The organism is Thermonema lapsum (genome assembly GCF_011761635.1).
Classification (GTDB): domain Bacteria; phylum Bacteroidota; class Bacteroidia; order Cytophagales; family Thermonemataceae; genus Thermonema; species Thermonema lapsum.
Genome location: NZ_JAASRN010000002.1, coordinates 617117 through 639505 on the forward strand (window position 1 = coordinate 617117; position 22389 = coordinate 639505).

Annotated in this window: 26 protein-coding genes; 17 read left to right on the forward strand and 9 right to left on the reverse strand. The window is 46.4% G+C overall.

The features are described 5' to 3' along the window. The first annotated feature begins 129 nt into the window (after nucleotides 1-129). Genes FHS56_RS08040 through FHS56_RS08050 form a run of 3 tightly spaced genes read left to right on the forward strand, consistent with a single transcriptional unit; the run spans nucleotide 130 to nucleotide 3354 of the window. A complete protein-coding gene (locus FHS56_RS08040; RefSeq protein WP_166919507.1) occupies nucleotides 130-1227 on the forward strand; it encodes a mannose-1-phosphate guanylyltransferase in 1098 nt (365 codons plus the stop codon). 53 nt (nucleotides 1228-1280) lie between these two features. Beyond that, nucleotides 1281-2339, forward strand: a complete 1059-nt coding sequence (gene rlmN, locus FHS56_RS08045; protein WP_166920202.1) for a 23S rRNA (adenine(2503)-C(2))-methyltransferase RlmN — start codon at nucleotides 1281-1283, stop codon at nucleotides 2337-2339. Beyond that, complete coding sequence (locus FHS56_RS08050; protein WP_166919509.1) at nucleotides 2332-3354, forward strand: radical SAM/SPASM domain-containing protein; 1023 nt, start codon at nucleotides 2332-2334, stop codon at nucleotides 3352-3354. The genes rlmN and FHS56_RS08050 overlap by 8 nt, the downstream gene beginning before the upstream one ends. Before the next feature lie 3 nt (nucleotides 3355-3357). On the opposite strand, the gene FHS56_RS08055 is transcribed toward FHS56_RS08050, so the two are convergent. Together FHS56_RS08055 and FHS56_RS08060 are read right to left on the reverse strand one after the other, a co-directional pair. Beyond that, entirely contained in the window at nucleotides 3358-4194 is an 837-nt protein-coding gene (locus FHS56_RS08055) for a Rossmann-fold NAD(P)-binding domain-containing protein (RefSeq protein ID WP_166919511.1), read from the reverse strand. 110 nt (nucleotides 4195-4304) lie between these two features. Continuing rightward, complete coding sequence (locus FHS56_RS08060) at nucleotides 4305-5177, reverse strand: glycosyltransferase family A protein (RefSeq protein ID WP_166919513.1); 873 nt, start codon at nucleotides 5175-5177, stop codon at nucleotides 4305-4307. Between the two features lie 121 nt (nucleotides 5178-5298). On the opposite strand from FHS56_RS08060, the gene rpmH reads away from it, so the two are divergent. The 7 genes from rpmH (at nucleotide 5299) to FHS56_RS08095 (ending at nucleotide 10171) form a co-directional block, all read left to right on the forward strand. Then, nucleotides 5299-5469, forward strand: a complete 171-nt coding sequence (rpmH, locus tag FHS56_RS08065; protein WP_038028564.1) for a 50S ribosomal protein L34 — start codon at nucleotides 5299-5301, stop codon at nucleotides 5467-5469. Then, entirely contained in the window at nucleotides 5469-5870 is a 402-nt protein-coding gene (locus tag FHS56_RS08070; protein WP_166919515.1) for a ribonuclease P protein component, read from the forward strand. The genes rpmH and FHS56_RS08070 overlap by 1 nt, the downstream gene beginning before the upstream one ends. 57 nt (nucleotides 5871-5927) lie before the next feature. Continuing rightward, nucleotides 5928-7586 carry a S41 family peptidase gene (locus FHS56_RS08075; RefSeq protein ID WP_243844187.1) on the forward strand — a complete coding sequence of 553 codons (1659 nt, stop codon included), beginning with the start codon at nucleotides 5928-5930 and terminating at the stop codon, nucleotides 7584-7586. A 223-nt stretch (nucleotides 7587-7809) separates the two neighbouring features. Next, nucleotides 7810-8154: a phage holin family protein gene (locus FHS56_RS08080; protein WP_166919517.1), complete on the forward strand. Its 345-nt coding sequence runs from the start codon at nucleotides 7810-7812 to the stop codon at nucleotides 8152-8154. Between the two features lie 34 nt (nucleotides 8155-8188). Next, nucleotides 8189-8875: an RsmE family RNA methyltransferase gene (locus FHS56_RS08085; protein WP_166919519.1), complete on the forward strand. Its 687-nt coding sequence runs from the start codon at nucleotides 8189-8191 to the stop codon at nucleotides 8873-8875. Beyond that, entirely contained in the window at nucleotides 8872-9492 is a 621-nt protein-coding gene (locus FHS56_RS08090) for an HAD family hydrolase (RefSeq protein ID WP_166919520.1), read from the forward strand. The genes FHS56_RS08085 and FHS56_RS08090 overlap by 4 nt, the downstream gene beginning before the upstream one ends. A gap of 10 nt (nucleotides 9493-9502) precedes the next feature. After that, on the forward strand, nucleotides 9503-10171 hold the full coding sequence (locus FHS56_RS08095; protein ID WP_166919522.1) for a DUF4159 domain-containing protein: 669 nt from the start codon (nucleotides 9503-9505) through the stop codon (nucleotides 10169-10171). On the opposite strand, the gene hisIE is transcribed toward FHS56_RS08095, so the two are convergent. The 5 genes from hisIE to FHS56_RS08120 all read right to left on the reverse strand — a co-directional run bounded on the left by hisIE (nucleotide 10158) and on the right by FHS56_RS08120 (nucleotide 15282). Next, nucleotides 10158-10799 (reverse strand): bifunctional phosphoribosyl-AMP cyclohydrolase/phosphoribosyl-ATP diphosphatase HisIE, encoded by a 642-nt coding sequence (hisIE, locus tag FHS56_RS08100; protein ID WP_166919524.1) that lies wholly within the window; start codon nucleotides 10797-10799, stop codon nucleotides 10158-10160. The genes FHS56_RS08095 and hisIE overlap by 14 nt on opposite strands. A 41-nt stretch (nucleotides 10800-10840) precedes the next feature. After that, complete coding sequence (locus FHS56_RS08105) at nucleotides 10841-11224, reverse strand: RidA family protein (RefSeq protein WP_166919526.1); 384 nt, start codon at nucleotides 11222-11224, stop codon at nucleotides 10841-10843. Between the two features lies 1 nt (nucleotide 11225). Next, nucleotides 11226-13067, reverse strand: coding sequence for a glutamine--fructose-6-phosphate transaminase (isomerizing) (glmS, locus tag FHS56_RS08110; protein ID WP_166919528.1), 1842 nt, complete (start codon nucleotides 13065-13067; stop codon nucleotides 11226-11228). Nucleotides 13068-13070: 3 nt separating this feature from the next. Beyond that, nucleotides 13071-14375, reverse strand: a complete 1305-nt coding sequence (locus FHS56_RS08115) for a DUF4270 family protein (RefSeq protein WP_166919531.1) — start codon at nucleotides 14373-14375, stop codon at nucleotides 13071-13073. Nucleotides 14376-14460: 85 nt separating this feature from the next. Then, nucleotides 14461-15282 carry a glycogen/starch synthase gene (locus FHS56_RS08120; protein WP_166919533.1) on the reverse strand — a complete coding sequence of 274 codons (822 nt, stop codon included), beginning with the start codon at nucleotides 15280-15282 and terminating at the stop codon, nucleotides 14461-14463. 166 nt (nucleotides 15283-15448) lie between these two features. On the opposite strand from FHS56_RS08120, the gene panC reads away from it, so the two are divergent. From panC to FHS56_RS08155, 7 genes are all read left to right on the forward strand, one after another. Next, nucleotides 15449-16303, forward strand: a complete 855-nt coding sequence (gene panC, locus FHS56_RS08125; protein ID WP_166919535.1) for a pantoate--beta-alanine ligase — start codon at nucleotides 15449-15451, stop codon at nucleotides 16301-16303. Between the two features lie 26 nt (nucleotides 16304-16329). Continuing rightward, on the forward strand, nucleotides 16330-16677 hold the full coding sequence (gene panD, locus FHS56_RS08130) for an aspartate 1-decarboxylase (protein ID WP_166919537.1): 348 nt from the start codon (nucleotides 16330-16332) through the stop codon (nucleotides 16675-16677). Continuing rightward, the gene (locus tag FHS56_RS08135; protein WP_166919539.1) at nucleotides 16677-17705 is read left to right on the forward strand and encodes a lysylphosphatidylglycerol synthase transmembrane domain-containing protein; all 1029 of its coding nucleotides are present in this window, start codon (nucleotides 16677-16679) and stop codon (nucleotides 17703-17705) included. Before panD ends, FHS56_RS08135 begins: the two co-directional genes overlap by 1 nt. 321 nt (nucleotides 17706-18026) lie before the next feature. Beyond that, on the forward strand, nucleotides 18027-19421 hold the full coding sequence (gene fumC / locus FHS56_RS08140) for a class II fumarate hydratase (RefSeq protein ID WP_166919541.1): 1395 nt from the start codon (nucleotides 18027-18029) through the stop codon (nucleotides 19419-19421). 97 nt (nucleotides 19422-19518) lie between these two features. Next, nucleotides 19519-20118: a hypothetical protein gene (locus tag FHS56_RS08145; RefSeq protein WP_166919543.1), complete on the forward strand. Its 600-nt coding sequence runs from the start codon at nucleotides 19519-19521 to the stop codon at nucleotides 20116-20118. Between the two features lie 20 nt (nucleotides 20119-20138). After that, entirely contained in the window at nucleotides 20139-20801 is a 663-nt protein-coding gene (locus FHS56_RS08150) for an Ezrin/radixin/moesin family protein (RefSeq protein ID WP_166919546.1), read from the forward strand. Between the two features lie 44 nt (nucleotides 20802-20845). Next, nucleotides 20846-21373 carry a hypothetical protein gene (locus FHS56_RS08155; protein ID WP_166919548.1) on the forward strand — a complete coding sequence of 176 codons (528 nt, stop codon included), beginning with the start codon at nucleotides 20846-20848 and terminating at the stop codon, nucleotides 21371-21373. Nucleotides 21374-21463: 90 nt separating this feature from the next. On the opposite strand, the gene FHS56_RS08160 is transcribed toward FHS56_RS08155, so the two are convergent. Both FHS56_RS08160 and FHS56_RS08165 read right to left on the reverse strand, forming a co-directional pair. Then, nucleotides 21464-22174, reverse strand: coding sequence for a cell division ATP-binding protein FtsE (locus FHS56_RS08160; protein WP_166919550.1), 711 nt, complete (start codon nucleotides 22172-22174; stop codon nucleotides 21464-21466). Between the two features lie 5 nt (nucleotides 22175-22179). Continuing rightward, nucleotides 22180-22389, reverse strand: coding sequence for a fructose-6-phosphate aldolase (locus tag FHS56_RS08165; protein WP_166920206.1), 210 nt, complete (start codon nucleotides 22387-22389; stop codon nucleotides 22180-22182).

Here is a 22389-nt window from a genome sequence, read left to right on the forward strand (position 1 = left end):
AGTCTTTTGATTCTAAGCAAAGAAAAGAAAATTTTAAAAAATTATTCCTTTGCTCCAAAACGCCACTTTGCCAAAAGCGCTTATTTTGAAGAAGTCAGTATCTTTGCTTTCCAGTAATGCGCCAAACTTATGAGTGACACTTCTTTTTACACCATCATCATGGCGGGGGGCGTGGGTTCCCGCTTTTGGCCCTTCAGCCGTGAGCACTCGCCTAAACAGTTCCACGACATCTTGGGCAGAGGTAAAAGCATGATTCAAGAAACTGTCGAACGTTTCGAAGGCATCTGCTCTCCGGAAAATATTTATGTGGTAACTCACAAAAAATATGTAGATAAAGTAAAAGAACATCTGCCTTTTTTGTCCCATGAACAAATACTGGCAGAACCCAGCCGCCGTAACACAGCCCCTTGCATTGCTTATGCCTGCTACAAAATAGCGCAAAAAAACCCCGATGCGGTTACAGTGGTTACCCCTGCCGACCATGTCATTCAGAATGTGGAGCGCTTCCAAAAAGCCATACGTACTGCCGTAAAACATGCACACAAGAAAGATGTACTGGTTACCTTAGGCATCAAGCCTAACCGCCCCGACACAGGCTACGGCTATATCCAATACCAACAGCCCAGTGGGCTGTTTCAGAAATTCAAACCCTATCCTCTGCTTCCGGTAAAAACCTTTACCGAAAAACCCAACTTGGAACTGGCAAAAAAGTTTCTTGAAAGTGGAGACTTCGTGTGGAATGCAGGCATTTTTATTTGGCATGTAGAAAGCATCAAAAAAGCATTTCAGCGATATGCCCCCGAAATAGCAGAAGTATTTGAAGAAATAGAAGACCACTTTTTTACCGAATCGGAAAGAGAAGCTGTAGAACAAGCCTATCCGCTCTGCAAAAAAATATCTATCGACTATGCCATCATGGAAAAAGCCGATAATGTCTATGTGATACCCGTAGATTGCGGCTGGTCTGATTTAGGCACTTGGAAGTCGCTCTATGAGTTGGCACCCAAAGACGACCAGCAAAACGTCATACAAGGCACTGTGCTTGCCTATGACAGCCAACAGTGCATCGTAAAGACACCCAAAGACCAACTGGTAGTGATTCAAGGGCTTGAAGGTTTCATCGTAGCCGAGCACGAAGGGGTGCTGCTTATCTGTCGACAAGACCAAGAGCAACGCGTAAAGGAATTTGTGGCAGAAGCCAAGAAAATAGACAAACGCTTTATTTGATAAGAAACTACTTCACCCCCCAATGGGTTTACAATTTACAGAAGGTAAGACACATGCAAGCCGGGAAAAAAGATATACGCACACTCACAAACGAAGCACTGGAACAGTGTTTAAAGGAAATCGGGCAGCCTGCTTTTCGTGCTAAGCAAATAGCACAGTGGATTTGGCAGAAAGAATGCCGCCGTTTTGACGAGATGACCAACCTGCCCAAAGCTTTGCGTGCAAGCCTTGCTGAACATTTCGACATACGCCCCATACAACTGAGCCGTGCCCAGAAGAGTGCCGACGGCACGATTAAATGTACCTTCCGCCTACACGACGGACATCTGATTGAAAGTGTGCTCATCCCTACAGAAAACCGCATGACTGCCTGTGTTTCTTCGCAGGTAGGATGCTCGCTCACGTGTAAGTTTTGCGCTACTGGCTATATGAAGCGTGAACGCAACCTTACGGCTGCCGAAATTTATGACCAAGTAATAGAGGTGAACCGCCTGGCACTGCAACATTATGGCAAGGCACTGACCAACATTGTTTATATGGGCATGGGCGAACCCTTACTCAATTACTCGGAAGTAATGCGTTCTACCGAAATCATCAGCAGTGCAGATGGCTGGAACTTCTCTGCCAAGCGCATCACGGTGTCAACTGCTGGCATTGCAAAGATGATAAAACGCATCGGAGACGAGCAGCGCAAGTTCAACTTGGCACTCTCACTGCATGCTGCCGATGACTCTAAGCGCAGCCAAATCATGCCCATCAACGAACAAAACTCACTTGCTGCGCTCATCGAAGCGCTGCAGTACTACTACCAACAAACCAAACAGCCGGTTACTTTCGAATATATCGTTTTTCGTGATTTCAACGACTCGCTCGACGATGCCCGCAAGTTGCTCAAAATCGTGCGAAAGGTACCTTCCAAGGTCAATATCATTGAATATAACCCTATCGACAAAGCGCAATTTCAAAATACCACTCCCGAACGCCTCGCTGCTTTTGCCGGCTTCTTGGAAAAGCAAGGGGTGGTAGTGAAAGTACGTCGCAGCCGCGGAAAAGACATAGACGCTGCCTGCGGACAACTGGCAACCAAAGAGAACGAAAAGAGCCATGCGTAAGCAGCTGGCGTGGTATGTTCACTGCATGCGCAAGCTCAGCATGCGGCGACTGCTGAATTTGTTCAAATTATGGCTTAGCTTTCATGTATCCAAAACACTCAGCCGCCCGTTTGTATGGGGCGCTCCGGCTGCCATTGCCATAGAGCCCACTACAGCGTGTAATTTACGCTGTCCTGAGTGCCCCAGTGGGCTGCGCCAATTCAGCCGCCCAACCGGCAACCTATCGGTTGAGCTCTACCGCCGTATGATAGACGAAGTAGCGCCACAAGCCCTTTTCCTTACCCTTTACTTTCAAGGGGAACCCTATTTACATCCACACTTCTTTGAATTGGTCGATTATGCCCGGCGCAAAGGTCTATTTACCATCACCTCTACCAACGGGCACTTTTTGGACAGCCGGCGGGCACATCTCACAGTAGTTTCCGGCTTGGACCGCCTCATCATCTCTATCGATGGCGTCACTCAACAGAGTTATGCTGCTTACCGCAAAGGGGGCAAACTAAAACAAGTGCTGGAAGGCATACAGGAAGTGATTCATTGGAAAAAAGAGCTTGACAGCCTGACGCCTGAAATAGTTTTGCAGTTTTTGGTGGTGCGCCCCAATGAGCACGAAATACCGGCAGTTCGCCAGTTGGCAAAAGAGGTGGGCGCCGACCGCTTGGTGCTCAAAACAGCTCAAATCTATGACTTTGAAAACGGCTCGCCGCTCATCCCTACCATCGAGCGCTACAGCCGCTACCGCCGCCTGCCCAACGGCAAATATAGCATCAAAAACCCTTTGAAAAACCAGTGTTGGCGCATGTGGAATGGCTTTGTCATGACTTGGGACGGGCGACTGGTGCCTTGCTGTTTCGACAAAGACGCCCAGCATCAAATGGGGCAATTTCCCCGGCAGAGCATCAAGGATATTTGGTACTCGCCAACCTACCAGCATTTTAGACAACAGTTGTTGCATGCCCGCAAAAACATAGACATATGCCGCAACTGCAGCGAAGGACTGAAAGTATGGTCTTAGCATTTATGCCGATTGTGCCAGCAGGTCGTTTTGCGATAGCAAACAGCCTTTCTTAGCAATTCTTTGTGTAGAAAGAAACGCCCAACGACCTAAGCGCGAGATATTTTTCCTGTGCCACCAGAAGCTCAAGCGCTTAAAAAAACCGATTCCGGCGGTATCAAGCTGCTTCCAACAACGAAGGATGCTGTCCCAGTCGTTCAACATAGCAGAGGCTACATTGAAAATGCCGCTGACGTCTTTGCTTTCGACCACAAAACACATCGCTCTGCGATAGTCTTCGGCTAAGAGAGTTGCTATAGGCGGGCGCTGCTGCAATCGCTTGCATGCTAAAGGTATCCAATGCCACCAAGTGGTTTGCTCGTGCATCAGTAGCCCCAGCCTAAAAACTACCTTGCGCACACCGGGCACATAGGCTTTATGAAACAGACGCTCTACCTGAAGCAGCGTTTGCGCGATGGCATGCTCCGCTGCCGGACTGTCTTCGCCCACCGGCAAACTGGAAGACTCATACATAGCTGCGCTGTTTTGTAGTATCCATGTGGTAGGACGAGCGCCCTGTTCACTTAACAGCTCTTCAAGGTGTGTTGCTATAGCCTTGTAATAAAGGTACAAATCCCGGCTTTTATTCTCATCTTCCAAGGCAATTGTACTCACATCCCACACAAGCACATCAGCGTGGCGAATGAGCCCGTCGCGCGTGAGGTCTATCGGTTGCCAATAAGGAGCATCATGCCGCAAAGCAATGAAGGAAACTTCCCAACCCAAGGCTTGCAGCAAGTCGGCATAAGTTTGCTGCGTGGACAATACCACACAACGCACCGAAGAAGTGAAAGTTTTCATAAAGTCATGGTTATAGCATAAAGCCCATTGGCAAATGTAATAAGCAATGATTGTTATAACAGCAAATTTTACACCACTAAAATGCCCATGTAATATGTAGTTCAAAAATATTACATCAACGAAGCCAAGCGTTTTTTGACATACCCCTTCCGTGTCCCTTTCTGGATGGCTTCTTCTGCAAGAAGCTTACAAAAACAGCGCAATACTTTTGATACAAAGTCAGCAGACAGCCCACGATAATGAGGCAAAGAAAAGTCGGGGGCTACCCGTCCAAATTCGCGAATAAAATAAGCAGCCTCATAACAGAGAAACATGCTGGCAAGAGTATGAAAAAAAGTATCCCGCTCTATCTGACGACTTTCTGCTTCGAGCGCCCCTTGCTCGGCTTTTGGTAGCGGCTCCTTGATTTCAAGCAGCACGTCCGTTAACTTGGCTATTGCCTTTCCTTCGGTAACACACAACAAGCGCACCCACCACTCTTGTACGCCCCAGAGAGGCAAGCGCTCATCTATGTAGCCAATCCACTCGAGCGCTTCTTTTCTAAAAAAACACTCGCCCATAGCCATGTGGGCATGCGCCACTGAACGCGCCACGTCGCCAACGTCGAAGAAGGTGCGGTGCGGCTCCCCTTCCGGCATCTTGGTTTTGCCTATAGCACACAACATAGTGCCTTTTTGCAGCTGATTAGCCACCTTGTATAGGCTATAAGGCGTCAACGCTGCATCATGGGGCAAAAAAGCAATTACATCGCCGGCGGCTTGTTCCAGTGCCAAATTCAAGTAGTGCACCGGACTGGTAGTGCCAATCACCTTTACTTTCAGTGAAGGCTCTATGTATTTAGGTTTTGCTGCACTGATTACCTCTACTGTCTGCGGGTACTGCTGCTGGACAATGCTCTGCATGCACTGCTCGGTACATGCCTCATGTGCCGGTAAGATTAAGGTAAAACGAAGGTCATGTATTTGCTCGGAAGACAGGCTCATATGTTTTTTAACGCAAGGAAGCGAAGAACTTGTCTTTCAATTTCTCACAAAAGTTTGGCATTCACAAAAAACTCTTTAAATTTGCAGGCTCAAAGCTAAGAATTGAAAACGATAAATTCCAATGAAGCGTACATATCAACCATCTCGCAGAAAGCGCCGCAACACTCACGGATTCCGTGCTCGTATGAAAACCAAAAATGGGCGCAAGGTACTGGCTCGTCGTCGTGCCAAGGGCAGAAAAAAGTTGACTGTATCGGACGAATACCGTCATAAGCTGCGTGTAAACGCTTAATGCCCTGCCGGACGGTGCTTGCCAAAGGTCAAAAGCTACCTAAGTCCGAACGACTATCTAACCAAAAAATCATTCAGGAACTATTCAATGGTAATAGTTCCTCTTTTTTCTTTTACCCCTTCAAATTTTTTTTTCTTGTAGATGAAGAGGCAGAAACACCTCATTACCCACAGGTAATTTTTGTTGTACCCAAAAAACGCTTTCGCCGTGCCCACGACCGCCACCATCTACGGCGGCGCATCAAAGAGGCTTATCGCCTGCACAAATACGACTTCTTCCATGACCTGCTGCCTCCTTGGCGTGCCTTGGCTATCGTATATGTAGGTACTACTTTGATGGACTTTCATCAAATAAAAAACGCCCTTTGCCAAGCGTTTGCAAGATTCAAACAGAGTCCGTAAATTCAAAAAACAGATTAGCAGTGATAAGCTCCTACTTTTCATAAAACAAAATGCCATATGAACTTTATGCATTCTTGCATGCGGGCAAGCCTACTGGGCTTGGTTTTGTGGTATGCTTTTTTTCCTGCCACCGCCCAACAGAAAGACAATGCTTTCGAAATAGCCAAAAACTTAGACATCTTTGCCACCTTGTTCAAAGAGGTGAACACCTATTATGTGGATGAGGTGAATGTCAACCGGCTCATGCAGAAAGCCATCGACGCCATGTTGAGCGACTTGGACCCCTACACCAATTACATATCCGAAGACCGCATTGAGGACTACCGTACCATGACCACCGGGCGCTATGCCGGCATAGGTGCCACCATACGAACCCAAGAAGGCAAGTGCGTGATAGTGCTCCCATACAGTGGCTCTCCGGCACAAAAAGCCGGTCTGAAAATAGGCGACCAAATTGTAGCCATCAACGGCGTCCCTACAGAAGGAAAAAACAGCGACGAAGTATCGACTCTGCTCAAGGGGCAAAGTGGCACCTCCGTAGAACTGGAGATACTACGCCCCGTTACCGGCGAGCGAAAAACCATCTCTATCACGAGAGAAGAAATACGCGTTAGCAACGTGCCCTATTTCGGAATGCTCAATAAGCAAGTTGGTTATATTCAATTGTCAGATTTCACGATGGGCGCCTCCGAAGAAGTGCGTGCTGCTATGGATTCACTCAAAAAAGCCGGTGCCCGTGCCTTCATTCTTGATTTGCGCAACAACCCCGGTGGTTTGTTGAGCGAGGCAATCAATGTTGTCAACCTGTTCATTCCCAAAAGCGAGCTGGTAGTTTCAACCAAAGGTAAAATCAGTGAGTGGAACAAGGAATATTTCACGCTCAATGCACCTTACGATTTAGAAAGCCCTCTGGCAATACTCGTCAATAATCGCAGTGCTTCTGCATCAGAGATTGTAGCGGGTGCCTTGCAAGACTACGACCGCGCCATTTTGATAGGACAACGCACTTTTGGCAAAGGGCTGGTGCAAGTAACCCGTCCGCTCTCTTACAATGCACAGCTGAAGATAACCATCGCCAAATATTACATTCCCAGTGGTCGTTGTATCCAAGCCATAGACTACTCAGTGCATAATGCCGACGGCAGCCTCTACCGCATCCCAGACTCGTTGCGCCGCAGCTTCAAAACGCGCGCCGGGCGTGTGGTATTCGATGGTGCCGGCTTAGAACCCGACATTGTCATTCCAGTAGATACGCTACCCGAGATATGTAATTACCTTCTTCAAAACTATTACATCTTCAACTATGGGGTAGATTATGCCGCCCGCCACACACTTGGACAAGAAATAAAACTCACAAGTGCTGTACTTGAAGAATTCATCGCTTGGCTTGAAAAACGCAAATTTCGTTACACTACCTCGCACGAAGAGTATGTTTCCATACTCGAAAATCAGCTGAAGGAAGCCCCAGAAATATACGCCTCTGTAGCCTCAGACCTGAAATCTTTAAAAAGCAAACTGCAAACAGACTACCGCCAATTGATTGCAAAACACAAGGACTGTGTGCTGGAACTCATTGAAGACGAGCTATATAAGCACGTGTATTTTGAAAAAGCCGAAGCATTGGCTTCTTTCGATACCGACCGGGAAGTGCAAAAAGCCTTAGAGTTACTCACCGACACAGAAAAGTATGCTTTCATTTTGGGGCGTTCAGACTGAGGCAGAGTGCAATGCCTCCAATGGCAAGACATCACAACGCCGCGTGGCTTTCAACTTAGCATAGGCTCACGGTTCGTTGAGTGAGGCGTTAATAGGCTGCTATGACAAAAAAAGACCTGGCTCTTTGCCATCTTTTTTGATTTGTACGGACAAAAAGGATTAAAGCGCTTTGTTTCTTCAAAACACCATGCGTACACGTTTCACTTAAAAAAATCGACAAGTTATGAAACTCATCGGCAAACTACTGATTTACAGCTTAGCCATTGTGCTTTCTGCCAAAATTTACCCCAAAGTGCAAGTAGATGGTTATGGTACTGCCATCCTCGCTGCTATTTTATTGACAATAGCCTCCGTTACCATCAAGCCCATTCTTACGTTACTTACCCTGCCGATTACGGTAATCACTCTGGGCTTGTTTCTTGTTGTCATCAATGCCATTATATTGCTAATGGTATCTGCCCTGCTCGATGGCTTTCAAATAGGAGGGTTTTGGAACGCAGTACTTTACAGCATCCTGTTGGCTATAATACATGCTATCCTCGAATGGCTTTTTGAAGCTCTCTTTTAGTTGTAACTTTGCCCAACTAATTGGGCAAAGCGTCATGCATCTGTTTTATATAGAAGAGGAACAACTCAGCCGGGACGAATGGCAGCACCTCCGTGCTGTGCGCTTGCGCCCCGGTGATTTTTTTTATCTCACCGACGGCAAAGGTTATAAAGCCAAAGCAGAACTACTTCACATAGACAAAAAAGACGAAGGCAGCTACCGTATTGTAGAAGCAGAGCAGCTGCCACCGCCTGCTTATGCCATCCATCTGATGGTAGCCCCTACCAAAAACCATGACCGCTTGGAATGGCTGGTAGAAAAAGCCACCGAAATAGGTGTAAGCAGCATTACCCCTGTCATCTGTCGCTATTCGGAGCGCGGCAAAGTACGCACCGACCGCTTAGAACGACTGGCTATCCAAGCCATGAAACAGTCGTTGAAGTTCTATAAACCTATTATTCATGAAACGTTGGAGTTTACAGAGGCAATCTGTCGCCCTCCTGTAGGGCAGCGTTTCATTGCACACCTGCAAGACGAACAAACGCCCCTCCTGCTGCATAGCATACGTAAAGGGCAAAGTTATGAGATATTCATAGGACCGGAAGGCGACTTCTCGGAAGATGAGATAAAATTGGCACTTGAAAATCACAGTTTGGCAGTATCTTTGGGGGAAAGTAGATTAAGAACTGAAACAGCCGGCATTGCTGCCTGTCTCATTGTTCAAATCGCCCAACAGCTATGACTATCACCCAAACGCTTTGTTTACCCTTCTTAGCCGAATACACCCTTTACCCCTATAACCAGACAGAGGCTGCCCTCATGAGCTGCCCCGAATGGCAGAAAGGCTTGTATTTTGGGCACCCCCGAAGCGGACATCCCGAAGGCATGGTACTGTACCACCTGCAGGAAGTGCTTTACAACATTTCGCTCATAGACGCATTCATTGACGAGCACACCCACGACCGCCTGCGTTTCATTGCCTTAGTACACGACAACTTCAAATATGCGGCACTGTACAGAAGCGGTCAGAAGATACCCCCACAATACCACCATGCCTACTTGGCACGGCAATTTGCTAGCCGCTTTACTCAAGACCAGCAGTTGCTCAATGTCATAGAGTGGCACGACAATGCCTTTCACATTTGGCGTAAGGGCAAGCAAAGTGGTAACTGGCAAGAAGCTGAAAGAGAGTTATATGCGCTTGCCCAATCACTGGGCGATGCCTTGCAGTTGTTTTATCTGTTTTTTAAATGTGATACCCGCACCGGTGATAAAACCCAACAACCGCTACACTGGTTTGAGGCTTGTTTGCGGCATCAGATTTATTTTGTACCTTTAAAAGAGTATTGGAACATCTGAAAATGTAAAGATGCTGTTTCCTCGTACCTTTTGCCTGTCTATTTTGTTTTTTTTACTTGCCACCCAAACACAGGCACAACAAGCCAGCATTCGCATAGCCAAGCTGAAATATGGCGGTGGCGGCGACTGGTATGCCAACAAAACCGCACTCCCCAATTTGATAGCCTTTTGTAAAGAGCAGTTGGGGCTTCCCTTAGCCAATGAAGAAGACATCGTAGAGGTTGGTAGTCCCGATATCTTTCGCTATCCATTCGTGTATATGACAGGACATGGATATGTGTCTTTTTCGGCACAAGAAGCCCGTAATCTGCGTAATTACTTGATCGCCGGTGGTTTTTTACACATAGACGACAACTACGGACTCTATGAGCATGCCATCAGAGAGATGAAAAAGGTATTTCCCGAACTTGATTTCGTAGAGCTGCCTTTCGACCACCCCATTTATCACATGAAATATGATTTTCCTCGGGGGCTACCCAAAATACACGAGCACGATGGCAAGCCCCCACAAGGCTTTGCCCTCATTTACGAAGGCAGAGTAGTATGCTTCTTCTCTTATGAATCGGACTTGGGCAACGGCTGGGAAGACCAAAGCATTTACAACGACCCAGAAGAGCTACGACAACAAGCACTGCGTATGGGTGCCAATCTATTGTTGTATGCTTTTACTTACCCTTAGTCAGATGGCGCTGCCGCAGCACCTCAGCCACAGCATCAAAAGAAGTATCACAAGCCTCGAGTAAAACCAATAGATGGTACATCAGGTCGGCAGCTTCTTCGTGAAGGCGGGGCAGGTCTTTTTTCATGGCTTCAATAACAGTTTCCACTGCCTCCTCGCCCACTTTCTGCGCAATTTTAGGAATGCCTTTTTCAAAAAGGTGGCTTGTGTAGGCGCCTTCTTTGGGCATCACTTTTCGCTCATGAATCAGTTGGGCAAGTTCCTGAAGGAAAAGGAATCCCTCCGCGTCGTTGTTTTCAAAGAAACAAGTATCTTCACCCGTATGGCACACAGGACCTACCGGTTCTACCAGCAATAGAAGGGCATCGGCATCGCAATCCAAACGAGCTTCGCGCAAATAAAGATAATTGCCGGACGTTTCGCCTTTAGTCCATAAACGCTGCTTACTCCGACTGAAGAAAGTAACTTTGCCTGTCTCTATGGTTTTTTGCCATGCCTCGCGACTCACATAGCCGAGCATGAGCACTTTACGACTCCGGCTGTCTTGCACTATAGCCGGCACCAAAGCATCAGGATATTTATCGAATTGAATATGTTCCGTCTGAAAAAGGACTTGAGCCGTTTGCATAGCCGGTTAGTTTCGTAAAAGGAGCGGGAAAGGCAATAACCTTAAGCCTTCACCGCAATACAAGAGATTTCCACATTCACATTTTTGGGCAGGCAGCTTACCTCTACGGTTTCGCGCGCTGGAGGCACCAACCCTTCGAAATAGCGCCCATACACTTGGTTGACCCGCTGAAAGTCCTGCATGTTGCTCAAGAAAATGGTACACTTCACCACGTGCGAAAAGTCCATACCGACAGCTGTCAAAATAGCTTTTAGGTTCTCCATAACCCTTGTAGTCTCTTCTTCAAGATTGGAAGTCAGCAGTTCGCCTGTTTCCGGGTCGATGGCTATCTGCCCCGAAACATATAATGTATTGCCTGCCAAGACTGCCTGGCTATAAGGTCCTATAGGCGCAGGTGCTTGTTTACTTTCAATAGCCTTTTTCATCTTATTCAACAGTTACGGATTTAGCTAAATTTCGAGGCTGGTCCACATCGCAGCCACGCAATACGGCAATATGGTATGCCAACAGTTGCAAGGGAAGCACCGAAAGGATAGGTGATAGAATTTCTTCTGTCTTGGGGATTTCAATCACGAACTCCGCCATATTTTTCACGACTTCATCGCCTTCGTTCACGATGGCAATCACCCGTCCGTTGCGCGCTTTCACCTCTTGAATGTTGGATATTATCTTTTCGTAAGAGCTGTCTTGTAGCGCAATGAAAACTACGGGCATTTGATTGTCTATCAAGGCAATAGGTCCGTGCTTCATTTCAGCTGCCGGGTATCCCTCGGCATGGATATAAGAAATTTCTTTTAGCTTGAGCGCGCCCTCTAAGGCTACGGGGAAATTGCAGCCACGTCCCAAATAGAGGAAGTTACGCGCATCTTTAAACAAAGCAGCTATTTTCTTGATGGGTTCATGTACGCGTTCAAGCGTTTCCTCTACTTTTTGGGGCAGCGTTTCCAAGCCTACCAGCAGCTGGCGGAAACGGGCTTCTGAAATAGTGCCCTTCTTGTGTGCTGTAAAGAGCGCCATCATAGTCAAGACGGTCAGCTGAGCCGTAAAGGCTTTGGTGCTTGCCACACCTATTTCCGGACCGGCATGTGTGTAAGCCCCGGCGTGTGTCATGCGGGCGATGGTTGAGCCCACCACATTACAAACCCCCAAAATAAGTGCCCCTTTGGCTTTGGCAATCTGGACAGCTGCAATGGTGTCAGCCGTTTCACCCGACTGCGAAATTGCAATCACAATGTCATTTTCACGAATGATGGGGTTCCGATAACGAAACTCCGAAGCATATTCTACCTCTACCGGGATGCGAGCCAGCTCTTCAAAGATATACTCGGCTACCAAACCGGCATGCCACGAGGTGCCACAAGCTACCATAATGATGCGGTCGGCATTGGCTAAGCGGTTTTGGTATTCTATCAGTCCTCCCAAAGTAAGACGCCCGGTAGAGGCATCGAGGCGCCCGCGCATGCTATCGTAAATAGAGCGCGGCTGTTCAAAAATTTCTTTCAACATAAAGTGCGGGTACCCCCCCTTCTCTATGGCTTCCAGCTCAATGTCCAGCTGTTCAATGTAAGGGGTGGTAGGCACATCCTGCAAAGTGCGTATATCTAAACTATGGTCGGTAATAACGGCATATTCATCATCGTTCAAAAAGATAACCTTGTTGGTATATTCGATGATAGGTGCAGCATCGGAAGCTACAAAATACTCACCATCGCCCACGCCTATGACCATAGGGCTGCTGCGGCGCGCTACTATCAGCTTGCGTTCGTCTTCTTGCGACAACACCACTATGGCAAAAGCCCCTATGACTTTGTTCAGTGCCAAGCGTACGGCTTCTTCCAGTGAGCAGTTTTCTTGCTTTTTAATCTCTTCTATGAAATGAATCAATACTTCGGTATCGGTATCTGACTGAAAGACATGCCCTTTATTTTTGAGCTCTTGACGTAGAGCAGCGTAGTTCTCTATGATACCGTTATGAATGATAGCCATTTTGCCATCGCCCGATACATGCGGGTGCGCGTTGTTGTCGCTGGGCTCGCCATGAGTTGCCCAACGCGTGTGTCCAATACCTATATGGCTATGCAGGTCTTGAACATCGGCAAGCAGTTTTTCCAGCTCTTCAACCTTGCCTTTTTTCTTATATACCTTCAAGCCTCCGTTGAGCAGCGCCACCCCTGCACTGTCATAGCCTCTGTACTCTAAGCGCTTGAGTCCTTTTATAATCACAGGATAAGCCTCCCTATGACCAATATAAGCAACGATTCCACACATAAATTACTCGGTTTGAATGATTGAATAGAAGAGTCTCAAATGTAAACGTTTTCCCGAATGCAAGTGCCCACCAATGATGATGCGGTTTACTTCGTTACTAAGAGACGAGGGTAGTATCAATAAGCCGTGGTTGTTTTTGATGGCACTGCCCTGATAGCGGTTGCTTAAACCATTCATCACACACTGTATATAGCTTGTGATGTTGGCGTTGTAAGAACGCGTCAAAGGGTCGTAATACACCAGCAAGTCTTGCCCCACGCCCAGTGGGTCAAAGCCCTCGGTCTGCACCTTACGGTAGATAGTGTCTTTCCAAACAATGGAAGAACCGGGTTGTGTACGAGATATAGGTACTTTGATGGGTTTTCCATTGGCATCAAGCTCAAGAAGATGGAAGGCATTGGGCATTGTATAGAACGGACTTTCTACATCAACAACAGGCGAAAAAAGTAAATATGCCTGATTGATGGCAACTAAGCCCAACTTTTGAAATTCGGACAGATAAGGAAACTCAATCTTGGTGCCTACGCCCAAAAGCCCCTGAATATAAGCAGCATTGCCCAAAGCAGCCTCAGGAATGGGGGCATAAGGGCTGACACCTGCCAAGGCGGTGCCACTGCGGTCTGCTGTTACTTGATTGAAGCGTACAGCTTTGGGGGCAGTTTCATTGGCAGTAATACTTACAGGACGCAAGCCAATGTAGTAATAGTTTTTAGCGCCCTTGTCGTCGAGGTATTCGAGGCGCAAAAAGGAAAGCAAAGCCGATGAAGCGGAAAAGCCCAATATGGCAGCATCATCATTGGGGTCAGGCAAGAGAGCTAAACCGTAAAGGACAGCATCCAATTGTTCCTGTGTCAGGGAGTCGGTACTTTGCAGCAGGCTTACGATTTCATCTCGAAAGCTATCGGATAAGTCGATTTCCACCACTCTGCCAAAAAGGTCTTTTGCTGCAAAAGTCTTGCTCCCTAAGGGAGTAGGCTCCACGGCTTTGGACTCAAACGAATAGTAACGCCCCTCTTTTACAATAGGTACTGCCAGCTTGTGTACATAGACTGTCTGCGAGCGGGTGGTATCGCCATAAGCATATTGCTTATACAAAACCATGGTTAGCCTTTGAAACTGCGGGTTACTACCAAATTTATGGGCAGCAGCACGCGGCGCCATGGCAAAAAAAGACTTGGCGGTAATTTTACCAAAGTAGGGGTCATTATACTGCCCTACCAGAAGATAAGTAGCATTGCTGCTTTGCACCGAGTCAATAAGGATAGTGCTTGTTTTTACCGTAATGGTATCGGTAAAGACAACCTTCATATTACGCGGCGGTTGTCCTACCTCTACATTGTCTTGACACGAAGAAAGAAGGCAAGCAAAAAGAAATGCAAAAAACAACGACAGCTTACTTTTCGCCTGCCAGCTCGTTGTATAGGTTATAATGGTAATCGGGCATGCTTTCTTCATCGGTGATTTGCCCCACGGGCTTGTTCTGTGCTTCCAGCTCTTCAAATAGCTTTTGAAGTTTTTCATCATAATCTTCATTTGTGCGAAGAACCACATCGGCATATGCCATACCTGCTTTGATGAAGGCGCTCATGTCGGCACCTTTGAGCACTTCCAGGCTGGCATCGTCCATGTCGTTCATTTTCACTTTTTCAATTAAATCATCCCCAAATTTATAAGAATAAAAATTATTGTACACAGTAAAAACTGTTTTTGTATGCTGGAAGAGCGGGTCCTTTCTGTACACGGTTTTAATGTACATGGGAATGAGGCTGGTAATCCAATCGTTGCAATGCACAATATCGGGAGACCAACCGAGGCGCTTCACCGTTTCGAGCACTCCTTTGCAGAAAAAGACGGCACGCTCGTCGTTGTCTTCAAAGAATTGATTGTTTTTATCGACAAAAACAGACTTTCTTTGGAAGTAGTCCTCGTTATCCACAAAATAAACCTGCATCTTGGCGTTGGGCACAGAAGCCACTTTGATAATCAAGGGCTTTTCTTCATCTCCTACCGATATGTTAATCCCCGACAAGCGGACTACTTCGTGCAGGCGGTTTTTCCTTTCGTTGATAATCCCGAAACGGGGAACCAAAATGCGAATTTCCATGCCGCGCTCTTGCATGGCTTGAGGCAAGCGGCGCACAAAATCAGCTACCTTAGACGTTTGAAGAAATGGGTTGATTTCGCTTGCTGCGTAAAGGATTTTAAGCTTTGACATCTTGGTAAGCGTTTTTGATGGACGAATACAACTTGGCAAGCACTTAACAAGTTGTGCGCTAAGTCGCTTAAACTCATGCAAATTTACTAAAAAAAATTGGTTTTTCAATTGTTTTTCTCAAAAAAGCCTTATAATTGCGCTCGGTTCATGCTATAATGCCTTATGTATGCTCTTTTTGAAAAAACCACAAGATGCTCATTTTCAATGCCTAAGCTTTAAAAAAGCAGGAAAAAGCATTGGTTTTGTTCCCACAATGGGGGCACTACACGAAGGGCATCTGTCGTTGATTCGCCGTGCCAAAGCAGAAAACGATGTTGTCGTCTGCAGTATTTTTGTAAACCCCACACAGTTCAACGACCCTAAAGATTTCGAAAAATACCCTCGTACTTTAGATAGCGACCGCCAATTGCTGGAAACAGAAGGCTGTAACCTGCTGTTTGCCCCTCAAGAGCAAGACATGTATCCCCAGCAGCCAGTACTTACATTTCAATTTGGATATCTGGAAAAGGTCATGGAAGGGGCTCACCGCCCGGGGCACTTCAACGGAGTAGCCTTAATTGTGTCGAAGCTTTTCCATATTGTGCAGCCCGATAATGCTTATTTTGGACAAAAAGACTACCAGCAATACCTTATCGTCCGGCAGTTGGTCAGCGACCTTTCCTTTCCGCTGCAGGTCATTGCCTGCCCCACTGTTCGTGAAGCCGACGGGCTGGCAATGTCGTCACGTAACCGCCGCCTGACACCAGCCCAACGTCGTGATGCAGTGGTACTTTATCAATGCCTGCAAGAAGCCAAACAACGGCTCTTGAATGGTGAAACGGTGGCATCCGTCAAGCAATATGTTGCAGGCATTTTTGCTGCTTTACAAGAAAAAGGCATTCGTTTGGAATATTTTGAGGTAGCCGACGGTTATACTCTTAGCCCGGTGGAAGATATTTACCGACACCAAGAAGTGGTATTGTGTATTGCTGCTTATGTTGGCGAAGTGCGATTGATAGACAATGTGCTGTTGTTTTCTTAACTTTGCTGACTCAAACTCAAAGAGTCATGATGATTCAAGTATTCAAGTCCAAGATTCACCGAGTAAAAGTAACACAAGCCGAGCTGCATTATGTGGGAAGTATCACCATAGATGAGGCTTTGATGGAAGCAGCCAACCTCATTGAAGGAGAACGCGTGCAGGTAGTCAATATCAATAATGGCGAGCGCTTAGAGACCTATGTCATCAAGGGCGAGCGCAACAGCGGCATGATTTGCCTGAACGGACCCGCCGCACGCAAAGTGCAAGTAGGCGATATAGTCATTATCATTTCGTATGCTTTCATGAGTGTAGAAGAAGCCAAAAACTTCAAACCTACGATTATCTTTCCTGACGAAAACAACCGCTTACCTTAATGAAAAAAATACTGCGTTACCTGTTGTCCTATGCCTTACCTTTGCTTGCCGGCATAGGACTTCTTATTTACACCTTCCGTGACCAAGACCTTAGTCAAATAGAGAGCCTTTTTCATGAAGCCCCTATTGGATGGATACTGCTCTCTTTTTTATTTGCTTTCATAGCACACTGGGCGCGCGCCTATCGATGGCTTTTTTTGCTTGCCCCCTTAGGCTATCGTGTCAAGGTGAGCCACTCGTTCGTAGCTGTCATGACGGGTTATTTTGCCAATTTACTGTTGCCGCGCATGGGCGAAGTAACGCGTTGCGCATTTCTGCAGAAAACCGACGACATACCTGCCAACGTTTCTTTTGGCACCGTCATTACTGAGCGCATCATCGACTTGTTTATTCTTTCAGGGCTGGTTACGCTCACTATAGTGATGGAATCGGAGCGTATCGGTCAGTTTATCATTAGCCTATTGGGCGAGAAAACCGCGCAGTGGCTTGCCAACTTGCAAAACAAACTGTGGGCATGGCTACTGCTGGCAGCAGTGGGCATTGTGCTTGTTGGCTTACTGATATACTTCGTCAAAAAATATCGACACCTTCCCCTCATACAAAAAGCGCTGCGGCTATGGCAAGGGCTATGGCAAGGAATTCTTAGCGTGCAGAAGGTAAAAAACAAAACAGCTTTTGTTTTTTTCACCCTCTTGATTTGGCTGATGTATTATCTGATGGCTTATGTACTTTTTTTCTGTCATCCACTAACAGCAAAATTGGGGATTCTTAGCGGGCTTAGCATCTTAGTACTGGGAGGCTTGGGCATCGCCGCCCCCGTGCAGGGTGGCATTGGTGCCTATCATTTCTTGGTCATGAATGCTTTTATGATGTATGGGCTGCCCAAAGATTTTTCTTTGTCTTTTGCCACTTTTATGCATACAATTCAGACCTTAGCGGTCGTTTTTTGGGGAGGACTGAGCTTTGTGGCAGGCTTGTTTATCAAAAAACGAGTGCCTGTCAGTGCAAAAAGCTCAGAAAAAATGTAACCTTTTTCAAAAGGAGTCGTTATACTCACCATAGACAATGAAATCGCTTTTTCATTTGTAGTTTTCATAAAGTTAGGTTGGGACTTCCGGGCGGCTTTGCTGTTCGGAAGTTTTTATTTTTTCATCTTGCTTATTGACCGTCAATCATAATCCTGTAAAAAGCACACTGGCAAACATCACCGCCTCTACTTTTGAATTCTGCGTTTTATTCTTATTCTTTCTTATTAAGCCGAGTCATTCCCACATATTTCCTGGAGCTATTATCTTTGCTTTCGATAGAATCCTTTTGCAATTTCTAAACAACTCAAAACTGTAAGAAACATGGAATACCGCATTGAACACGACACCATGGGCGAAGTACAAGTGCCTGCAGATAAGTATTGGGGAGCCCAAACCCAGCGCTCCAAAGAAAACTTCAAAATCGGTGGGCACCTCATGCCCATAGAGATAATCAGGGCTTATGCCATCCTGAAAAAAGCAGCGGCACTCACCAATGCAGAATTGGGAGTATTAGACCAAGAGAAAGCCGAGCTTATTGCCCGCGTGTGTGATGAAATCCTTGAAGGCAAACTCGATGACCAGTTTCCGCTAGTAGTGTGGCAAACTGGCTCAGGCACTCAAACCAACATGAACGTAAACGAAGTCATAGCCAACCGCGGGCATGTACTCAAAGGCGGGCAGCTGACCGACAAAAAGAAGTTTTTACACCCCAACGACGACGTAAACAAATCGCAGTCTTCGAACGACACCTTCCCTACGGCTATGCATATTGCTGCCTACAAAATGATTGTAGAGCATACCATCCCTAACATAGAAAAGTTGCGCGATACGCTACAGCAAAAAGCAGAAGCATTTAAAGATGTCATTAAGATTGGACGCACCCACTTTATGGATGCCACTCCGCTCACTTTGGGTAATGAATTTTCGGGCTACGTGGCACAGCTGAACCATGGCTTGCGTGCACTGCGCAACAGCCTTGAACATCTGCGCGAGCTGGCGTTGGGCGGCACTGCTGTGGGCACAGGCTTGAATACCCCCAAAGGATACGCCGAAAAGGTAGCTGACTATATTGCCAAATTTACCGGATTGCCCTTTGTTACCGCCCCCAACAAATTCGAAGCGCTGGCTGCTAGCGACGGCATCGTAGAAGCCTCGGGAGCACTGAAACAGCTGGCTGTAAGCTTAATGAAGATTGCCAACGATATACGTATGCTGGCTTCCGGTCCACGCTGCGGCATTGGCGAAATCAACATTCCTGCCAATGAGCCCGGTTCTTCCATCATGCCCGGCAAAGTGAACCCCACCCAGTCGGAAGCTATGACCATGGTATGTGCCCAAGTCATTGGTAACGACACTGCAATCAACATAGGCGGCATGAACGGGCACTTCGAGTTGAACGTCTTCCGCCCCATGATGATATTTAACCTGCTCACTTCGGCTCGTTTGCTGGGCGATGCTTGCGAATCGTTCAACGACAAATGCGCCGTAGGCATAGAACCCAATCACGAACGCATCCAACACCACCTCAACAACTCTTTGATGCTGGTAACGGCACTCAACCCCTATATTGGCTACGAAAATGCTGCAAAGATAGCCAAGAAAGCACACGCAGAAGGAAAAACGCTGAAAGAAGCCGCCATAGAGCTGGGCTTGCTCACTGCCGAGCAATTCGACGAGTGGGTAAACCCCAAAAAAATGATAGGAAGTTTGAAGTAAGCCAAAAAATCTAACATTTTACAATAAAAAGTTGCTTGCTAACAAGCAACTTTTTATTTTTTGTTGGCGTAGCTGTTTAGGTTCAAAAAAGTCCTTTATGAAAGCTGTTTTACTCTCTTTTATACTTTGGCTATCATTCAATGCTGGTGCTTTTGCACAGATGTCACGCCAAGAAGCCAAACACTGGTATAAAATCTATCAAAAAACAAGCCCTCTTGCATACAAAGCCTTGGTAGAGGGCAATGACTCTTTGCGACGTGTAAAAGCCATTAAAGAACGTGAAGTACAAAGCCTGCGGGCAAGACTTCAAGAGCAGGATTCGAAAATTACTCGCCTGCGTGATGAAAATCGCCAGTTGGAAGAAGAAGTGCGCGAGATAAATGCTTCGCGTCCTCTACCCAGTGTGCGCCAAGGCGTGTATATGCGTGTGCGTTTTCGCTCAAATGAGAAGGTCAACCTCTCTGAGAAACTATTGCAAAGTACCGACCTGCACATCTACCACTACGAGGGTGGAACTCTTTACCTACTTGGTTACTTCAAAGACTACTGGCTTGCCGAAAACTTCCGGAGACATCTACTGAAAGTAGGCATACCCGAAGCAGAAATCATGGCTTTTTGTAACGGCATCCCTATGGACATGAAAGATGCTCTTGCCATCATATTGGGTGGCGAAGTAGAAGACTGCCGCAGAAGATAAATGTAATTACTACTACATAAATGGCAACTTTTTTGTATCTTGACCGTAATTTTCAAATATTTTACTGGTTTTTAGAATCTACCGATGCTATGAAAGTAATCAAGACAACTTTGCTCATTCTTCTTTTGGGGGGTGTTTTCTATCCCGGTCCCTCACAACAGGCTTTTGCTCAGATGAGCAAAGCAGAAAAAAAAGCTTGGAAAAAGAAAAAGAAAGCCACGAACCCGCTGGCTTTCAAGCAAGTGGTGGAAGAGCAAGAAGAAATTCAACAGAAGATTAAACAAACCAAACAGGAGTTAGAGCTTCTTCGCTTACAATTGGGCGAAAAAGACAACCGCTTAGCCCAACTGCGCGAAGAAAATCAAAAACTGGAACAGCAACGACAAGAAGAAGTAGATGCCACCAGCCGCCAAGGACCCAATGAGCGTGGCGTGTTCTTCCGTGTGCAAGTAGGCGCTTACGAAACCATTGACCTTAGCAGCCGCATTACCCGAGAAGCCGATATGAAAGTAGAATCCGAAGGGGCAATAAAAAAATACACCATCGGCTATTTCAATGACTACTGGGAGGCAGATAAATTCAAAAAGTACTTGCAAAGCATGGGTATTAAAGACGCATGGATTGTGGCTTATCGTGATGGTGTGCGTGTAGACATCAAAGAAGCCTTGGAGGGTATCCTATAAAAATTTTTTTTGAATCAAAAAAACGAATTTAAACGCATAGAATCATGAGATTTTTTATAGCGATTATGGTCTTTGTGCTTGCCAGCGGATATCTGCAAGCGCAACGCATGAGCAAAGAAGAGAAAAAGATATATAAAGAGTGGAAGAAGAAACTCAAGTCCACCTCTTTGGAGGAGTTCAAAGCCATGCATGAAGAAAAAGACCAGCTCAAACAAGAATTACGCACCCTCGAAGCTGAGCTGCAGGAGCTACGTGACCAGCTGGCTACTAAAGACAACCAAGTCAGCGCTTTAGAAAGCCGCAACCAGCAACTGAAGCGCCAAATAAAAGAGAATGCACAGCGCAAAAATGAAGAGAAAGGCATTTTCTTTAAAGTACAGCTCTCTTTTGTCGATGAAGATGCTTCGGGCAACAGCGTCAACCGATACTATACACTTGGCATCTTTCGCAGCTATGAAGACGCAGTGGCATTCCGTGATGCCGTGCGCAAGTTGGGCATAAAAGATGCCTATGTGCAAGGATACAAAGACGGAGAACGCCGCCCTGTAGACGAGCTACGAGGAATGCAATAAAGTCTAATCGTAGTTGAAATTGCACAAAAATAAGAGGCAGTATGTGAAAACTGTCTCTTATTTTTGTATTCTACTCACGATACTCTTCAATCAAAACAAAGTTTTTAAATCAAAGTTGTGCAGGGTGGAATCAAGCAAAGTACCATGCTCGCATTTTAACACACGTGCCGGAAATTGCTCTATAAATTGATAGTTGTGCGTTGCCATCAGTACGGCGGTACCGCTACGGTTAATTTTCATAAACAGGTCCATAATTTCTTCGCCTACGGCGGGGTCCAGATTGCCAGTGGGTTCATCGGCAATAAGGATAGCTGGCTCATTGAGCAAAGCACGCGCAATGACTACGCGCTGTTGTTCGCCTCCCGACAACTGATGCGGCATTTTGCTTGTTGCTCCACTTAAACCTACCCGCAACAGCACCTCGTTCATACGTTGCTTCATTTTGGCAGTGCTGCGCCAACCTGTAGCTCGCATGACAAAAAACAAATTGTCAGCCACGCTACGGTCCATAAGCAGCTGAAAATCCTGAAAAACGATGCCTATGCGTCGGCGTAGCTTGGCAATGTCTCTGCGTTTGATATTGAACAGTTGAATGCCTGCCACCTCTACATCGCCTTTGTAGAGGGGCAAATCGGCATAAAGCGTCTTCAATAAGGAAGTTTTACCGCTCCCCGTGCGCCCTACAATATAGACGAACTCCCCCTTGTGCACATCGAAATAAACATCGCTAAGCACGGGCATACCATTTTGGTAGATGGTTGCGCCTTTAACACTTACAACTACATCCGGCTGGTTTTCCATGTTGCTCACAATTCCAGTTTTTGCAGTTTCCCATAGGGGATTTGCTCTATCAGTTGGCGTAAAGCAGCTTCTTTTCCTACTAAGTTAAGCTTTTCCAAGTCTTTGTCTTTAAGCGGTCGGTCCGCTCGAAAATAAGCCACCAAAACGAAGTTATCATCCCGTATTTGAACGTAATCCGGAATTTTGGCTTTGCCCTTTACTTTGATAATATACAT

What these genes read in the sequence shown, in the direction of transcription:
- FHS56_RS08040 (WP_166919507.1), top strand. Translation starts at nt 130, where the DNA reads ATGAGTGACACTTCTTTTTACACCATCATCATGGCGGGGGGCGTGGGT.
- rlmN (WP_166920202.1), top strand. Translation starts at nt 1,281, where the DNA reads ATGCAAGCCGGGAAAAAAGATATACGCACACTCACAAACGAAGCACTG.
- FHS56_RS08050 (WP_166919509.1), top strand. Translation starts at nt 2,332, where the DNA reads ATGCGTAAGCAGCTGGCGTGGTATGTTCACTGCATGCGCAAGCTCAGC.
- FHS56_RS08055 (WP_166919511.1), bottom strand. Translation starts at nt 4,194, where the DNA reads ATGAAAACTTTCACTTCTTCGGTGCGTTGTGTGGTATTGTCCACGCAG.
- FHS56_RS08060 (WP_166919513.1), bottom strand. Translation starts at nt 5,177, where the DNA reads ATGAGCCTGTCTTCCGAGCAAATACATGACCTTCGTTTTACCTTAATC.
- rpmH (WP_038028564.1), top strand. Translation starts at nt 5,299, where the DNA reads ATGAAGCGTACATATCAACCATCTCGCAGAAAGCGCCGCAACACTCAC.
- FHS56_RS08070 (WP_166919515.1), top strand. Translation starts at nt 5,469, where the DNA reads ATGCCCTGCCGGACGGTGCTTGCCAAAGGTCAAAAGCTACCTAAGTCC.
- FHS56_RS08075 (WP_243844187.1), top strand. Translation starts at nt 5,928, where the DNA reads ATGAACTTTATGCATTCTTGCATGCGGGCAAGCCTACTGGGCTTGGTT.
- FHS56_RS08080 (WP_166919517.1), top strand. Translation starts at nt 7,810, where the DNA reads ATGAAACTCATCGGCAAACTACTGATTTACAGCTTAGCCATTGTGCTT.
- FHS56_RS08085 (WP_166919519.1), top strand. Translation starts at nt 8,189, where the DNA reads ATGCATCTGTTTTATATAGAAGAGGAACAACTCAGCCGGGACGAATGG.
- FHS56_RS08090 (WP_166919520.1), top strand. Translation starts at nt 8,872, where the DNA reads ATGACTATCACCCAAACGCTTTGTTTACCCTTCTTAGCCGAATACACC.
- FHS56_RS08095 (WP_166919522.1), top strand. Translation starts at nt 9,503, where the DNA reads ATGCTGTTTCCTCGTACCTTTTGCCTGTCTATTTTGTTTTTTTTACTT.
- hisIE (WP_166919524.1), bottom strand. Translation starts at nt 10,799, where the DNA reads ATGCAAACGGCTCAAGTCCTTTTTCAGACGGAACATATTCAATTCGAT.
- FHS56_RS08105 (WP_166919526.1), bottom strand. Translation starts at nt 11,224, where the DNA reads ATGAAAAAGGCTATTGAAAGTAAACAAGCACCTGCGCCTATAGGACCT.
- glmS (WP_166919528.1), bottom strand. Translation starts at nt 13,067, where the DNA reads ATGTGTGGAATCGTTGCTTATATTGGTCATAGGGAGGCTTATCCTGTG.
- FHS56_RS08115 (WP_166919531.1), bottom strand. Translation starts at nt 14,375, where the DNA reads ATGAAGGTTGTCTTTACCGATACCATTACGGTAAAAACAAGCACTATC.
- FHS56_RS08120 (WP_166919533.1), bottom strand. Translation starts at nt 15,282, where the DNA reads ATGTCAAAGCTTAAAATCCTTTACGCAGCAAGCGAAATCAACCCATTT.
- panC (WP_166919535.1), top strand. Translation starts at nt 15,449, where the DNA reads ATGCTCTTTTTGAAAAAACCACAAGATGCTCATTTTCAATGCCTAAGC.
- panD (WP_166919537.1), top strand. Translation starts at nt 16,330, where the DNA reads ATGATGATTCAAGTATTCAAGTCCAAGATTCACCGAGTAAAAGTAACA.
- FHS56_RS08135 (WP_166919539.1), top strand. Translation starts at nt 16,677, where the DNA reads ATGAAAAAAATACTGCGTTACCTGTTGTCCTATGCCTTACCTTTGCTT.
- fumC (WP_166919541.1), top strand. Translation starts at nt 18,027, where the DNA reads ATGGAATACCGCATTGAACACGACACCATGGGCGAAGTACAAGTGCCT.
- FHS56_RS08145 (WP_166919543.1), top strand. Translation starts at nt 19,519, where the DNA reads ATGAAAGCTGTTTTACTCTCTTTTATACTTTGGCTATCATTCAATGCT.
- FHS56_RS08150 (WP_166919546.1), top strand. Translation starts at nt 20,139, where the DNA reads ATGGCAACTTTTTTGTATCTTGACCGTAATTTTCAAATATTTTACTGG.
- FHS56_RS08155 (WP_166919548.1), top strand. Translation starts at nt 20,846, where the DNA reads ATGAGATTTTTTATAGCGATTATGGTCTTTGTGCTTGCCAGCGGATAT.
- FHS56_RS08160 (WP_166919550.1), bottom strand. Translation starts at nt 22,174, where the DNA reads ATGGAAAACCAGCCGGATGTAGTTGTAAGTGTTAAAGGCGCAACCATC.
- FHS56_RS08165 (WP_166920206.1), bottom strand. Translation starts at nt 22,389, where the DNA reads ATGTATATTATCAAAGTAAAGGGCAAAGCCAAAATTCCGGATTACGTT.